We start from the raw sequence: 14,059 nt of genomic DNA on the forward strand, positions 1-14,059 counted from the left end.
TTTGATTTAAGGCGGGCGGATTGCGCGAAACTCCCGGCGATCACGGTTATCCCGGCGTTAATTCCGGATTGCCCGGCGCTCATCGCGGGCGCGGCCCGGCCATCCACTTGATGATTCCCATCGCCGGCAGCACCCAGATGATGCCGCTTACGAAGAAATACAGGAAATGCACCCAGCCCGGCTGATCGCCGAGCGTGCGCACGGCCACGATCATCGCCACGATCGCATAGATGACGACCAGCAGGACAAGCAGGATCATGCCGACAAATTTGCGCAGGCGAAGGGGCACGGGGTGGTCTCTCCTCTTACGACGACATGCCGCGACGGCATGCCGCAAACTCCCGGGACTTGTTTTGCACGCCCCCATCAGGCAAATCAACAGGTGTAATGAAGGGAGACACCATGGTTGCCGCTAATTTGACGTCGGAGCAGGCCGTTTTGAACGAGGTGGCCCGTCAGGATCGCAATCGCCGGGCCATCCGCGCCTGGCTTGCCTGCGTGCTTCTCGTGCTCTTCTGCCTGGTCTTGGTCGGCGGCGCGACGCGGCTTACGGGCTCCGGCCTGTCGATTACCGAATGGAAGCCGATCCATGGTGTCATCCCGCCGCTCAACGCGCAGGAATGGCAGGAGGAATTCGACCTCTACAAGCGCATCCCGCAGTTTCAGCAGTTGAACAGGGACATGACGGTCGATGAGTTCAAGGGCATCTTCTGGTGGGAGTGGGCGCACCGGTTGCTGGCGCGCGGCATCGGTGTCGTGTTTGGCGTGCCACTATTGTTTTTTGTCTTGACGGGCCGGGTCGAACCCAAGCTGCGTCTGCCCCTGGCCGGTATTTTCCTGCTTGGCGGCCTGCAGGGCGCGATCGGCTGGTGGATGGTCTCGTCCGGCCTGGAGGCGCGCACCGATGTCAGCCAGTACCGTCTCGCTACCCATCTCGTCACCGCCTGTCTGATCTTTGCCGGCTGCATGTGGTTCATGCGCGCCCTGTCGCCGCATTCGAACGAGCCGCCGCCGACCCGCTATTCGGCGGCCCTTGCCGGCCTCATCGCCGTCATGGCGCTGTTTCAGATCTATCTCGGCGCGCTCGTTGCCGGCCTCGATGCCGGCCTCTCCTACAATACCTGGCCGCTGATGGATGGTGCCGTGGTGCCGGGCGGATTGTTCGCGCAGTCGCCGGGCTGGATCAATTTCTTCGAGAACCCGAAGATGGTGCAATATGTCCATCGCCTCGGCGCCTATGCGCTCTTCGCCGTGGTCGCGATCAACATGATCGTCTCGCTGAAAGCGGCGGCGGACACGACGCACGCCCGCCGTTCGGTCGTGCTTTTCCTGCTGGTGCTGATCCAGGCTATCCTCGGCATCACGACGCTGCTGGCGCAGGTGCCGCTGCATCTGGCGCTCGCCCATCAGGCCGGGGCGCTCATCGTCTTCGGCTTTGCGGTTGCCAACTGGCGCGGTTTCTATGGAGAATATCCGCGCCAGACGGCCATTGCCGTGAGGGATTGATCGGCTCGCCCCGGAATATATGATGCGATCTAGCGCGAGGCGACGGCTGCGGACGACGACAGACGCGCCACGACCTGCAGGCGCTTGAATTCGCCGCGCTTGAAGGCAGCCAGGAAGCGGGCGTAATCCTTGAAGACCACGCAGCCATTCGATTCGCCGCGGCCTCCTCTGAGCATGTACGAATGCGTCAGCAAGCCGTCGCGGCCATAGACGCGGGCGCCGTTCGCGGGTGTCAGGCGCAGCGCCTGCACGCCATGGAACAGGCTTTCCCTATAGGTCAGATTATAGGTTTCCGGTGGTGTCGGGCCGGTGTTCTTGCGGTCGACATAGCGGGGATTGTCACGCATGTGGCCGAGACCGGAATGCGCCTCGAGGCGTTCACCACTCGGCAGATAGACGGTTCCGGCCGAAATATCGTAGATCGCGGTGGCGCTGCCGCCGCGCGGGCTGATGGCTGCGAAGGGGTTGAGGAAGGGCTTCGGTTTGCTGCTGGTTTCCTCGTTGGGCTTGGCATAGGCCAGTAGATGCGAGGGCGGCGCTACGGCTGTGTCATCGTTCTCCGGCTTGGCCGGCGCATCGGGCTCGGCGACGGTCGCTCTTGCGACGATATGCGCGGGGCGGGCGAGCGGGATGACGGCCGGCAGGACTTCGGCAACCGGCAGATCCGTATCTTTCATCGGCAGCGGGACGACGTCGATTGGTGTTGGTATGACGTCGACAGGCACGGCCGATGCGACCTCGACAGGCGGCGGTGCTGCCTTTGCCTGGTCGGCGGCTTCCTGCAGGGAGGCCAGCGCGTCTTTCGTTTGCGCCAGCGACTGCACCGTGGTGGCAAAATTGAGGGCGATGACCTTGCGCAGATGGTCGACAGCGGCCGGTGAGGCGGCAATGACCGGACGTCCGCCTCGGACGACCTGGGCGGCCTGAAGCTCGGTTGCCTGCTGGGCAAGGGCACTGGCGAGCTGCGCCCGCGCGGCGCTCGCGCCGTCCGTCTGACGATGCTGCGCATATTGGGTGCCGACTGAACCGGAGAGGCGGGCGATGTGCGAGGCATGCCCCTGCGGCACGATGAAGGCCGACGCTTTCGGCGTCAGCAGATCCTGCGCCGGGATATCGGCGCCGGGCAGCGACAGAACCATGGATTGGGCGGTGAACAGGGTCGCCGTCACCCAGGCAAAGCCCACCACCGCGATACCGGTGACGATGGTGCCGGGGCGAATTCCTTGGGATTTTTTCCGGCGCGGGGCATAGCCGGAGCGGGAATTGATGTTACCGAACGTCTCGGCCGCAAACGCCATGATACTCTTGATCCAAACTACATACACGCCATGCCGGCTCACAAGAGTATCGGTGCTCGAACGCATCATCTGCGTCTGGGCGCCACTCTGCCGGCTGTCGGAAAGCATGCCGAATTATGGTAACCAATTCCTTTACGCCGGCTCGATCGTGAAAATTGCTTTATGAGCTACGATCGCGGCCGCTCTGTCCCGGAACGGTTGATGAGGCCGTAGGGAGCGAATGTGGCGTAATTATCACATGCAAACAAAATTTTATCTTTTGATGCATTGATTTCAGCGGGCAAGCCGGTCGCTCGAAGGTAAGCATGCTCCAAATGCATTCGGCGGCCGGAATGGAATTCCGGCCGCCGAATGGTGAAAAATACTGCTGAAAGTTCTCAGGCGGAAAGCATGAGGTCCATGTTCTGGACGGCCGCACCCGAAGCGCCCTTGCCGAGATTGTCGAGCAGGGCGACGAGGTTGACCTGTTCCGTGCCCGGCGTGCCGAAGACGAAGAGCTTCATCGTGTCCTTGCCGGCGAGCTCGACGGCATTGATGCGGGGCAGGGCGCGGCTGTCGGCAAGCGAAACGACCTGCACGATGTCCTGGCCTGCATAATGGGCGACGAGTGCCGCATGGATGCTTTCCAGCGTCGCGCCTTCGGCGAGGTCGCCGAGATGCAGCGGCACCTGCACGATCATGCCCTGCGGGAAGCGGCCGACGGAAGGCGAGAAGATCGGCGCGCGATCGAGCTGCCCGTGGATCGTCATCTCCGGCACATGCTTATGCTTCAGCGTCAGGCCGTAGAGGAAATGCGGCGCGGTGATCGCATCCGGATGGTCGGCGCTCTCCATCTGCGCGATCATCTGCTTGCCGCCGCCCGTATAGCCGGAAACGGCGTTGACCGTCACCGGATAGCCGTCCGGAAGGATACCGGCGGCGCGCAGCGGCCGGATGAGGGCGATGGTGCCCGTGGGATAGCAGCCGGGATTGGCGACGAAACGCGCGCCGGTGATCTTGCCGCCCTGCTCCTTGTCCATCTCGGCGAAGCCATAGGCCCAGTCGGGATGCACGCGGAAAGCGGTCGAGGTGTCGATGACACGGACATTGTTGTTGGCCGAGACCATCTTCACCGCTTCCTTGGACGCATCGTCGGGAAGGCAGAGAATGGCGATGTCGGCGCTGTTCAGCATGTCCTCGCGCATGGCGGCATTGCGCCGCTCCGCTTCCGGAATGGACAGAAGCTCGACGTCGCGGCGGCCGGCCATGCGCGTGCGGATCTGCAAGCCCGTGGTTCCGTGTTCGCCATCGATGAAGATCTTCGGTGCCATTTTATTCCTGCTCTTTCAAAGGGTTGAGAATGATTCCGGACTCAGTTTGCCATGAAGTTGATTCAAAATGATAACGGTCGGCTCAACGGCCGTTCGCACGCCTTTCGGCATGGAGACCGAGCATATACATCGCTACCGTCGCTCCCGCAATGGCGGTGATGTCGGCGTGGTCGTAGGCCGGGGACACTTCGACGACATCGCCGCCGCGAATATCGAGCTGATGCAGGCGCTGTAGTACGGACAGGACCTTGGCACTCGACGGGCCGCCGGCGACCGGCGTTCCCGTACCGGGCGCGAAGGCCGGGTCGAGGCAGTCGATGTCGAAGGTCAGATAAACGGGCGCGCCCCTGGTGTGGGCGATGATGGTCGACGCGATATCGGCCGCGCTCATATCCTCGACCTCGTGGCCGTAGAGGATGCGAAGCCCGCAATCCTCCGGCGCATGCGTGCGGATGCCGATCTGGATGGAGCGATCCGCGTCGATCAGCCCGTCGCGGGCGGCGCGGGCAACGAAGGATCCATGATCGATGCGCCTGCCGTCGTCGTACCATGTGTCCTGATGGGCATCGAACTGCACGAGCGCCAACGGGCCGTGCCTGGCGGCATGCGCCTTCAAGAGCGGCCATGTGACGAAATGATCGCCGCCGAGCGTCAAGAGGAAAGCGCCACTGTCGAGGATCGCATTGGCTTGGCGTTCGATCGCTGCCGGTGTCTCCTGATGATTGCCATAGTCGAGCAGGCAGTCGCCATAGTCGATGACCGACATCTCGGCGAAGAGATCGCGCTGGAAGGGATATTGCGGATCATTGTCGAAGATCGCCGAGGCACGGCGGATCGCCTGCGGCCCGAAGCGCGTGCCCGGCCGGTTCGACGTGGCGGCGTCGAAGGGGATACCCCAGACGACGGCATCGGCACCCTCGAGCGATTTGGTGAAGCGGCGGCGCATGAAGGAGAGCGCGCCGGCAAAAGTCGGGTCGCTGGCCGCCGATGTCAGGCTGGTCGCTGTAAAGGCATGATCGATCGACGTGCTCGGCACGACATTCTCCTTCGGTTAGGCTGAAAGCGTAGGCTCGTCCGATGCGCACAAGCGCCCATGCTGCAAGGTTTCAGGCGGTTCTCATCGTCGTTATTTGCTGGCCGGGGCCGTGCATTGATAGGCCTGTTTGACGCAGGCGATCTGCGGTGTCGAGCATTCGGCTTTTCCGTCGGCGACGGTGCAGATCGAGCATTGATCGGTGAACTCCTTGCAATCGGGATTGGTCTGCATGAATTCCTTCATGCTTTCCATCCGTGCTTGCTCTTCTGTCGGCGGCTGTGGCGTGTCCGCGGAAAAGGCAGGCGAGATGCTCGAGATCGCGAGCAAAAATGGCAGGATCAATCCAGCTATCGTCCGTGTCATCCTGAGGCTCCTCCATGGGTATGCGCGAGTGTGCCATAAAAAGTGTGATTTGCCTGCAAGGCGAGGCCAAATCTGTCAAAAAACACCAGGAAAAACAAAAAGGCCGAGCAGAGCCCGGCCTTTCGCCGTCGTTTCAGCTTTTCTTTTGCAGATGCCACAGGCAGAGCAGCGTGATAAGCGCCATGACGGCGCAATAGCTTGCCAGCGGCCATGCCGTGTCGCCCCCGAGGAAGACGACGAACAGGGTGCCGAGCAGACCGACGATCAGGCTTTCGACGCAAAAATAGAGCGCGACCGCCGTTCCCGCCGTATCGCCGAAGGCTCGAAGCGCGCCATTTGCCGTGACGGCTGTCGTAAAGACAATGCCGATGGCAATGACCCACATCGGCAGAACGAAGCCGACGAAAGACGGGGCTAGAAACCGCTCGCCGGCGACGAGCAGCAGGGCGCCGATGAGCAGCATCATCATTCCCCTGGCCAGGCTGCCGGCTGCGCCCCATCGCTTGACGAAGCGTCCGGCGAAACGGGCCGTCACCAGCATCACCACGGCTGCCGTCGCGAAGGCAAGGCTGAAGGTGAGGCTGGAGAAACCGGCCCGATCGATCAGCACGCGTGGCGCGGTGGAAAAGAACATGAAAAAGGCTCCCATGGCCGCGCTGAAGCCGATCGTATAGGTCCAGAAAGAGAAATCTTTCAGGATCGTTCCAAAGGCGATTTTCGGTCTCGAAACGATTGCCGGACGGGTCTCGTCCCATCGCAAAGCCGCATTGAGGATTGCGGCGAGTGTCAGGATGCCCAGCGCCAGGAATATGGCGCGCCATCCGAAATGGTTGGCAATCAGCGCGCCGGCAATCGGGCCGAGTGCCGGGACGAATGAGAGCATGGAGCCAAGAAGGCTGTAGATCACCGCACCTTCCGGACGTTCGGCATAGACATCGCGGACCGTGGCAAAGGTGGCGACAAGAGCCGCGGAGGCGCCGATCGCCTGCAGTAGGCGCAATGCGACGAACAGACTGGCGGAGGAGGTGCCGGCCAGGAGGAAGGAAGTGGCCGCAAACAGTGCCGCGCCGCCGAGGAGTACGGGACGACGTCCGGCGATATCGGAAAGCGGACCGAAGACGATCTGCCCCGCGCCGAGTATCAGCATGTAGAGGCTGAGGGTCAGCTGGATGACGCCTGGCGACGTGTCGAGCGCGCGCGGCATGGTGGGGACGACGGGGAGATAGATATCCATCGCCAGCGAGGTGAGGATATCGAAAGGCGCCATCAGCAGCAGCGCTGCCGGCAGGCGATAGTTCCACGTTGGATTTCTTGAAGGCATGGGAAAACATCCGCTCAAATAACTGGATTTGGCGGCGGCCTGTCTTTTCGTCACGATCAGATTGGCTGGGACAGACGCCGCAACAACAAAAAGTCGCTGCGGCCTATCTGTCTGCTGACGGAGTATTTCCCATCATGTGTTCCTGTCTGCGGCCTCGGTCATTGTGGAGGCATGGCGACGGTCTATCAGCATCGCTCCAATGCGACAATGCGCAAAACAAAAAGGCCGGGCAGAGCCCGGCCTTTCCAAAATCCACTCTCGGATAGCGATTAACGCTTGGAGAACTGGAACGAACGACGTGCCTTCGCACGGCCGTACTTCTTGCGTTCGACGACGCGGCTGTCGCGGGTCAGGAAGCCGCCCTTCTTCAGGACCGAGCGCAGGCCCGGTTCGAAGTAGGTCAGAGCCTTGGACAGGCCGTGACGAACGGCACCGGCCTGGCCGGAGAGACCGCCGCCGGCAACGGTGGCGATGATGTCGAACTGGCCGTCACGGGCAGCGGCGACGATCGGCTGACGCAGGATCATCTGCAGAACCGGACGGGCGAAATAGGCCGTGTAGTCCTTGCCGTTGACGATGATCTTGCCGGAGCCGGCCTTGACCCAAACGCGGGCGACGGCGTCCTTGCGCTTGCCGGTCGCGTAGGAACGGCCAAGCGAGTCGACCTTGCGGACGTGAACCGGAGCTGCAGCTTCCGATGCCGTGCCGAGATCCTTCAGGGAAGAGAGATCAGCCATTATCAGGCGCTCCTTACGTTCTTCTTGTTCAGCTTGGCCACGTCGAGAACGACCGGCTGCTGGGCTTCATGGGGATGGTTGGAGCCGGCGTAGACGCGCAGGTTCTTCATCTGGCGACGGCCGAGCGGGCCGCGCGGAACCATGCGTTCGACAGCCTTTTCGAGAACGCGCTCCGGGAAGCGGCCTTCGATGATCTGACGAGCGGTGCGCTCCTTGATGCCGCCGGCATAACCGGTGTGCCAGTAGTAAACCTTGTCTTCGTACTTCTTACCGGTGAAGACGACCTTGTCGGCATTGATGACGATGACGTTGTCGCCGTCGTCGACGTGCGGCGTGAAGGTAGCCTTATGCTTGCCACGCAGACGCATTGCGATGATAGAAGCGAGACGGCCAACGACAAGCCCTTCGGCGTCGATGAGAACCCACTTCTTCTCCACCTCTGCAGGCTTCTGGGAGAAGGTTGCCATGTTGAATACTCTCTTTTGGAACCCTGGACCCGAAGGCGTCAGGGCGTTTCTTGTTGCTTGGTTTGGCGAGCGAAACGCGCGCCAAAAAGAAAGCAGCCCGGAAAGGCTGCGATCTGCGCTGGCTTATAGAGGGAATGCGTGAGGAGGTCAATAAAGCGATTTCGGGCGATCGCAAAAATAACCTATGAAAATCAACAGGTTGATTATGTGGTGTCAATGTACCACAATTTATACCCTATGCCAGCTTCAAAATCAGAACGCCCGCGGCGATGATCGCGCCGGCAATATAGCGCCAGATGCTCGAGCGTTCCTTCAAGATGACGACGGAAATCACCAGGGCGAACAGGATCGAGGTTTCGCGCAGCGCCGCGACGGTGGCGACCGGCGCCTTGGTCATGGCCCAGAGTGCCAGGCCATAGGAGGCGATGGACCCGGCGCCGCCGATGAGGCCGCGCCACCAGTTGTAACGGACATGGGCGGCGACGGCGCCCACGCCGCGCTGCGAGATCGCCCAGGTGAACAGGAGGACCGGCGGCAGTAGCGACATCCAGAGCGTATAGGAGATGGAATTGCCCGACAGCCGCGCGCCGATGCCGTCGACATAGGTATAGCTGGCGATCACCACGGAATTGGACAGCGCCAGTACGATGGCCTTTCTGCCGCCTTTTCGCGCCTCGAAGGCCAGCGTCAATATCCCCGCGCAAATGGTAATCGTGCCGAGGAGCGCGCCGCCCGACAGCGCCTCCTTGAGGATGAAGCCGCTGGTCGAGGCGATGATCAGCGGTGCGAAGCCGCGCATGAGGGGGTAGACGACGCCGATGTCGCCGGCACGATAGGCAGCCGCCACCAGCTGGAAATAGGCGAATTGCAGGACCGCGGATGCGGCTATGAAGGGCCATGCGGAGGATGCCGGCAGCGGCAGGAAGGGCAGGAAGGGCAGGGCAGAGGCCGCGCCGCCGGCTGCAACCAGTGCTGCATCCAGCGATTTGTCGGTTCCAGCCTTGATGATCGCGTTCCAGGTCGCGTGCAGCAGCGCGCCGAACAGGACAAGGGCGATGACGTCGAGCGACACGAAAACCTCGGATGAATGGATATTGGCGGCCAGAATCTTGGCATTTTGTGGCTATGTCCCGCCATTTGATCCTCAATGCGCCAAAAAGCAACAGAAACCGCCGCCGAAGACCTCTCCATCCTATCGCGGCCCGAAACACGGCGAGCAAAAGGGCGGGATTTCCCCGTTTTCCATTTGTTCCGTTTGTGCCGCGCAACCATGAGGTGTTTCTAATGGACGTGGGTATGAAGCGAGAACAAAAATTGGATGCCAAGGGAACGCTGGAGGATCGGCGGTTGTCGGTGCTCGGCCAAAGCGCTTTGAAAGCGAGAGGGGAGAACAAGGTTAAGCGACTTTGCGCTTCCGGCCCCGACGCAATCCTCGACAAGCGGCCTTCGACGGCTCGGTTGGAGGAGCCTAGTCGAGGGGTGCTTCCTCGGTGAAGGCCGGCCATGAGGGCGCAAACGCTGCAATGCTGGCATTTTGTGGGAAAATCGCGTAGTATTTGATATTGAGCCATAAAAAGTAATATTATTTGCGGAAAATTCGACTTTTGATTGCGATTTTCTCCGCCGTGGATTTATGTTCCAGCATATATTTTGCGTTCGCACTCAGTTCTCATTTCCGTAAATCATTATAAGAATTGGCTAATTAACCTCTGAATGAATAGTGAACAAAAATCGCATTTCAGGGGAACGTCCTTGCTCGAATGGCTTGGACCTCTTTGAAAGCGCTGTGAGAAAAACGTTCAAAATTCCATGCGTGGGAAAGCATCTCCCGCCGCGCGTTTCCTGCGGGCAGATGGCATCAGGCGCGCGATCGAGGGCGCGGCAGTCCACGTGCGAGGATGGCTCGAAATATTCGAAAGACCGCCCCCGCTATGATCGATCCGGAAAGATCCGATCACCGCCGGAAGAAAATCGTGTCGTCGTCGTCGAAGTCGGTCGACGGACGGCAGGTATAGACGGGGCAGCTGGCCCGGTCCTTGGTCGGCATATACTCCTGATAGGCATAGTAGCCGACATCGCAGGCGTTACTGCCGGAAACGAAGCGATCGTAGAGCGTCATGTTGCGCACCCTCGAGGATGGATAGCGCATGATGACGGCCCGTTCGCGGTTGATCACGGCCCTGGCTTCGGCGCAGGTGAAGCTCATGGAGTTGTAACGCGAGATCGCGAGCGCCGGCGTCGCGGCTGCCGCCATGAGCAGCGCCAACAGCAGGATTTTTTTCATCGGGGCAATCCTCCCTGAAACTGTTATAATCTCTATATATACATCGAAATGAGCCGCTGCGATTTCCAGATGTGTGACAAACGCAGGTGTGATGGAACGGGAGGAGATCCGTGATGAACCATGACAGCTATGATGATTCCTATATCGCCGATATTCTCTTGTCCGTGCGCACCATCGCGCTTGTCGGCGCGTCCCCCAATCCCGCGCGCCCGAGCCACGGCGTCATGGCCTATCTGATGGCGCGGGGCTATCGCGTCATTCCGGTCAATCCTGGACAGGCCGGCAAGGAAATCCTCGGCCAATGGGTCTTCGGCCATCTGTCCGACATTCCGGAGCCCGTCGATATGGTCGATGTCTTTCGTGCGCCGGAATATCTGCGCTCGGTGGTCGAGGAGACGATCATGATCGAGCCGCGCCCGCCCGTCATCTGGGGGCAGCTCGGCGTGCGCGACGATGCCGCCGCCGCTAGAGCGGAGGCAGCCGGCGTCAAGGTCATCATGGATCGCTGCCCGGCAATCGAATATCCGCGTCTGGTCGCCTGAAGTCTCAGGTCGCTTTCGGCATGTCCTTGGTTTTGCCAATGAAAGCGGCAGGCTTTTCTGTGTGCGCGGGGTCGTTCGGCAAAGTTCGCGGTTAACTTTCATCTCCGAGACGCTATGATCCCGTCGCGACAAGAATGATCCGACGGGAGGAAAGACCATGCCGGCCAACAATCCCGGTTTCGACACGCTGGCCATCCACGCGGGCGCGCATCCCGATCCGGCGACGGGTGCCCGCGCGACGCCGATCTATCAGACGACTTCCTTCGTCTTCCAGGATACCGACCATGCCGCGGCACTCTTCGGGCTGCAGCAGTTCGGCAATATCTACACGCGCATCATGAACCCGACCCAGGCCGTACTGGAGGAGAGGGTGGCCGCTCTTGAGGGCGGCACGGCGGGCCTTGCGGTCGCCTCCGGCCACGCCGCCCAGATGATCGTCTTCCACACGATCATGCAGCCCGGCGACAATTTCGTCGCCGCCAGGCGGCTCTATGGCGGCTCGGTCAACCAGTTCGGCCATTCCTTCCAGAATTTCGACTGGCATGTGCGCTGGGCGGATTCCGATGATCCCGCCAGCTTCGAGGCCGAGATCGACGGGCGCACCCGCGCGATCTTCATCGAAAGCCTCGCAAATCCCGGCGGCACCTTCGTCGACATCGCCGCGATCGCCGCCGTCGCCCGCAAGCACGGGCTGCCGCTGATCGTCGACAACACCCTGGCCACGCCCTATCTCATCCGGCCGCTGGAACATGGCGCCGACATCGTCGTGCATTCCCTGACCAAATTCATGGGCGGCCATGGCAATTCCATGGGCGGCATGATCATCGACGGCGGCACCTTCGACTGGTCGGCGTCGGGCAACTATCCGATGCTATCGACGCCGAGACCGGAATATAACGGCATGGTGCTGCACGCGACCTTCGGCAATTTCGCCTTCGCCATCGCCTGCCGCGTCCTCGGCTTGCGCGATCTCGGTCCCGCCATTTCGCCCTTCAACGCGTTCCTCATCCTGACCGGCATCGAGACGTTGCCCTTGCGCATGCAGCGTCATTGCGACAACGCGATCGCCGTCGCCCGCTGGTTGAAGGGCCACGACAAGGTCGCCTGGGTGAATTATGCCGGCCTGGAGGACGATCCGAACCACGCGCTGCAGCAGCGCTATTCCCCCAAAGGGGCGGGCTCCGTCTTCACCTTCGGCCTGAAGGGCGGTTACGACGCAGGCAAGGGATTGGTAGAGGGGCTGGAACTCTTTTCCCACCTCGCCAATATCGGCGACACCCGCTCCCTGATCATCCATCCCGCCTCGACGACGCACAAGCAACTCAGCGACGACCAGAAGATCGCCGCCGGCGCCGGCCCCGACGTCGTGCGCCTGTCGATTGGCATCGAGGACGTGAAGGACATCATTGCCGACCTTGAGCAGGCGTTGGACAAGGTTTGAGCCAGGGCGCTTCAGGCGCGACCGAGAGGGTTTTATGACAACCTATTTGCGATTGGACACTGACGGTATCGCGCCGGAAGCGGGCGTTCCCGCCGGGGATCGCGTCATTTCCGGTGCGCCGGAATTCCGCACATGGAATGTCGACGAGGCCGATGGCGGGCTGTATGCGGGGGTCTGGGAAGCCACGCCCGGCAAATGGAAAATCGTCTATGACGAGTGGGAATACTTCCACATCCTCTCCGGCCATTCGGTGGTAACGGCCGAGAATGGCGAGACTTTTCATCTGCGCGCCGGCGACCGCATGATCCTGAAGCCGGGCTTCAAGGGAACCTGGGAAGTCATTGAAACGACTCGCAAGGATTATGTCATCCGCCTTTGACCGCCTTGCCGCTTTCCAGGCTGGAACCAGTTGAATCAAAACATGAAGACCGGCATTGCGGCACGCCGCTCCAGGCTCGATCGTGCGGGCCGCCGGGTGGGCCACACCATTCGCGCAAGTTGTGTCACCGGCCTTTCATTAAACTGTCATCAAACTGAAACATTGCGAGATTAGAGGCATCACTGTCGCCAGGAGAATGAGGTGGGGGTTGCTAACCGATGGGACACTCCACGCTATCTCTTGCTCGCCATCCTTTCATCACTCTGGGAAGTGAGTTCAATGATGTTGAATCAAAAATTTCGTTCGCTTTGCCTGACTGCAGGCTTCATCGCGGCTATGTCCGTTTCGGCCTCGGCTGCGGATATCACGGGCGCCGGCTCGAGCTTCATCGCGCCGGTTCTGTCCAAGTGGGCCGAAGGCTACAAGGCTGCGACGAATAATGTCGTCAACTACCAGTCGGTCGGTTCGGGCGCCGGCATCAAGCAGCTCCTCGACAAGACCATCGTCTTCGGCGCTTCGGACAAGCCGATGAGCGACGCCGACCTCGAGAAGAATGGCATTGCCCAGTTCCCGATGATCTCCGGCGGCATCGTCGTTTCCTATAACATTGAAGGCGTAAAGCCGGGCGAACTCGTTCTCGACGGCAAGACGCTGTCCGACATCTTCCTCGGCAAGATCGCCAAGTGGGACGATGCGGCCATCAAGGCCCTCAACCCCGACGTCAAGCTGCCTTCCACGCCGATCTCCGTCGTTTATCGCGCCGACAGCTCGGGCACGACCTTCAACTTCACCGACTACCTGGCCAAGGTTTCGCCGGAGTGGAAGGAAAAGGTTGGTTCGAACACGGCAGTTGAATGGCCGGTCGGCTTCGGCGCCAAGGGTTCGGAAGGCGTTTCCACCACCGTCAACCAGACGGCTGGTTCGATCTCCTACGTCGAATATTCCTACGTCGTCGCCAACAAGATCGGCTTCGCGAAGATGAAGAATGCTGCCGGCAAGGTCATCGAGCCGAGCCTTGAGACGTTCAAGGCTGCCGCTTCCAACGCCGATTGGGCCAATGCCAAGAACTTCAACCTGATCATCACCAATCAGCCGGGCGACAAGAGCTGGCCGATTGCAGCGTCCACCTGGGTTCTGCTCTACAAGAAGCCGGCAGATGCTGCTAAGAACGAAGAAGCGCTGAAGTTCTTCAAGTGGTCCTACGAGCACGGTCAGAAGGACGCGACGGCGCTGTCCTATCTCGCGATCCCGGACAATGTTGCCGCGGTTGTCGAGAAGTCCTGGGAAAAGGACTTCGGCGCGAAGTAAGTCGTGTTGGGTGAAAAGTTACGGCGGACAGGGTATGACCCTGTCCGCCTTTCGTGACAGGACAAGG

Annotated in this window: 15 protein-coding genes; 5 read left to right on the plus strand and 10 right to left on the minus strand. The window is 60.8% G+C overall.

Annotated features, from left to right (window positions below; all coding sequences use genetic code 11):
- Nucleotides 1–79: 79 nt before the first annotated feature.
- A complete protein-coding gene (locus FHX11_RS09785) occupies nt 80–289 on the minus strand; it encodes a DUF2842 domain-containing protein (RefSeq protein ID WP_184357379.1) in 210 nt (69 codons plus the stop codon).
- Between the two features lie 113 nt (nt 290–402).
- On the opposite strand from FHX11_RS09785, the gene FHX11_RS09790 reads away from it, so the two are divergent.
- Nucleotides 403–1,506 carry a COX15/CtaA family protein gene (locus FHX11_RS09790; protein WP_184357381.1) on the plus strand — a complete coding sequence of 368 codons (1,104 nt, stop codon included), beginning with the start codon at nt 403–405 and terminating at the stop codon, nt 1,504–1,506.
- 29 nt (nt 1,507–1,535) lie between these two features.
- Here FHX11_RS09790 and FHX11_RS09795 read toward each other — a convergent pair whose 3' ends face one another.
- The 9 genes from FHX11_RS09795 to FHX11_RS09835 form a co-directional block, all read right to left on the minus strand.
- Nucleotides 1,536–2,804, minus strand: coding sequence for a DUF2778 domain-containing protein (locus FHX11_RS09795; RefSeq protein WP_184357383.1), 1,269 nt, complete (start codon nt 2,802–2,804; stop codon nt 1,536–1,538).
- A 377-nt stretch (nt 2,805–3,181) separates the two neighbouring features.
- Nucleotides 3,182–4,114: an N-acetyl-gamma-glutamyl-phosphate reductase gene (gene argC, locus FHX11_RS09800; RefSeq protein ID WP_184357385.1), complete on the minus strand. Its 933-nt coding sequence runs from the start codon at nt 4,112–4,114 to the stop codon at nt 3,182–3,184.
- Between the two features lie 82 nt (nt 4,115–4,196).
- Entirely contained in the window at nt 4,197–5,150 is a 954-nt protein-coding gene (gene speB, locus FHX11_RS09805) for an agmatinase (protein WP_184357387.1), read from the minus strand.
- A 90-nt stretch (nt 5,151–5,240) separates the two neighbouring features.
- Entirely contained in the window at nt 5,241–5,393 is a 153-nt protein-coding gene (locus FHX11_RS30120; RefSeq protein ID WP_348649693.1) for a hypothetical protein, read from the minus strand.
- A 253-nt stretch (nt 5,394–5,646) separates the two neighbouring features.
- Nucleotides 5,647–6,834: a CmlA/FloR family chloramphenicol efflux MFS transporter gene (gene cml / locus FHX11_RS09815; protein WP_184357389.1), complete on the minus strand. Its 1,188-nt coding sequence runs from the start codon at nt 6,832–6,834 to the stop codon at nt 5,647–5,649.
- A 269-nt stretch (nt 6,835–7,103) separates the two neighbouring features.
- Nucleotides 7,104–7,571 (minus strand): 30S ribosomal protein S9, encoded by a 468-nt coding sequence (gene rpsI, locus FHX11_RS09820; RefSeq protein WP_184357390.1) that lies wholly within the window; start codon nt 7,569–7,571, stop codon nt 7,104–7,106.
- A gap of 2 nt (nt 7,572–7,573) precedes the next feature.
- Nucleotides 7,574–8,038 (minus strand): 50S ribosomal protein L13, encoded by a 465-nt coding sequence (rplM, locus tag FHX11_RS09825; RefSeq protein ID WP_028753977.1) that lies wholly within the window; start codon nt 8,036–8,038, stop codon nt 7,574–7,576.
- Between the two features lie 235 nt (nt 8,039–8,273).
- Nucleotides 8,274–9,110, minus strand: coding sequence for a DMT family transporter (locus FHX11_RS09830; RefSeq protein ID WP_184357391.1), 837 nt, complete (start codon nt 9,108–9,110; stop codon nt 8,274–8,276).
- 882 nt (nt 9,111–9,992) lie between these two features.
- Nucleotides 9,993–10,322, minus strand: a complete 330-nt coding sequence (locus FHX11_RS09835; RefSeq protein WP_184357392.1) for a hypothetical protein — start codon at nt 10,320–10,322, stop codon at nt 9,993–9,995.
- Between the two features lie 113 nt (nt 10,323–10,435).
- On the opposite strand from FHX11_RS09835, the gene FHX11_RS09840 reads away from it, so the two are divergent.
- The 4 genes from FHX11_RS09840 to pstS all read left to right on the plus strand — a co-directional run bounded on the left by FHX11_RS09840 (nt 10,436) and on the right by pstS (nt 13,992).
- Nucleotides 10,436–10,864 carry a CoA-binding protein gene (locus tag FHX11_RS09840; RefSeq protein ID WP_184357393.1) on the plus strand — a complete coding sequence of 143 codons (429 nt, stop codon included), beginning with the start codon at nt 10,436–10,438 and terminating at the stop codon, nt 10,862–10,864.
- Nucleotides 10,865–11,021: 157 nt separating this feature from the next.
- Complete coding sequence (locus FHX11_RS09845) at nt 11,022–12,305, plus strand: O-acetylhomoserine aminocarboxypropyltransferase (RefSeq protein ID WP_184357394.1); 1,284 nt, start codon at nt 11,022–11,024, stop codon at nt 12,303–12,305.
- A 34-nt stretch (nt 12,306–12,339) separates the two neighbouring features.
- Nucleotides 12,340–12,684: a cupin domain-containing protein gene (locus FHX11_RS09850; protein ID WP_184357395.1), complete on the plus strand. Its 345-nt coding sequence runs from the start codon at nt 12,340–12,342 to the stop codon at nt 12,682–12,684.
- Between the two features lie 336 nt (nt 12,685–13,020).
- Complete coding sequence (gene pstS / locus FHX11_RS09855) at nt 13,021–13,992, plus strand: phosphate ABC transporter substrate-binding protein PstS (protein ID WP_246780950.1); 972 nt, start codon at nt 13,021–13,023, stop codon at nt 13,990–13,992.
- Nucleotides 13,993–14,059 lie beyond the last annotated feature (67 nt).

The sequence above is a fragment of the Rhizobium sp. BK602 genome, assembly GCF_014195095.1.
GTDB lineage: Bacteria > Pseudomonadota > Alphaproteobacteria > Rhizobiales > Rhizobiaceae > Rhizobium.

Coding starts and splice junctions, on each gene's coding strand:
- FHX11_RS09790 (WP_184357381.1), top strand. CDS start 403: ATGGTTGCCGCTAATTTGACGTCGGAGCAGGCCGTTTTGAACGAGGTG.
- FHX11_RS09795 (WP_184357383.1), bottom strand. CDS start 2,804: ATGGCGTTTGCGGCCGAGACGTTCGGTAACATCAATTCCCGCTCCGGC.
- argC (WP_184357385.1), bottom strand. CDS start 4,114: ATGGCACCGAAGATCTTCATCGATGGCGAACACGGAACCACGGGCTTG.
- FHX11_RS30120 (WP_348649693.1), bottom strand. CDS start 5,393: ATGAAGGAATTCATGCAGACCAATCCCGATTGCAAGGAGTTCACCGAT.
- cml (WP_184357389.1), bottom strand. CDS start 6,834: ATGCCTTCAAGAAATCCAACGTGGAACTATCGCCTGCCGGCAGCGCTG.
- rpsI (WP_184357390.1), bottom strand. CDS start 7,571: ATGGCTGATCTCTCTTCCCTGAAGGATCTCGGCACGGCATCGGAAGCT.
- rplM (WP_028753977.1), bottom strand. CDS start 8,038: ATGGCAACCTTCTCCCAGAAGCCTGCAGAGGTGGAGAAGAAGTGGGTT.
- FHX11_RS09835 (WP_184357392.1), bottom strand. CDS start 10,322: ATGAAAAAAATCCTGCTGTTGGCGCTGCTCATGGCGGCAGCCGCGACG.
- FHX11_RS09840 (WP_184357393.1), top strand. CDS start 10,436: ATGAACCATGACAGCTATGATGATTCCTATATCGCCGATATTCTCTTG.
- FHX11_RS09845 (WP_184357394.1), top strand. CDS start 11,022: ATGCCGGCCAACAATCCCGGTTTCGACACGCTGGCCATCCACGCGGGC.
- FHX11_RS09850 (WP_184357395.1), top strand. CDS start 12,340: ATGACAACCTATTTGCGATTGGACACTGACGGTATCGCGCCGGAAGCG.
- pstS (WP_246780950.1), top strand. CDS start 13,021: ATGTCCGTTTCGGCCTCGGCTGCGGATATCACGGGCGCCGGCTCGAGC.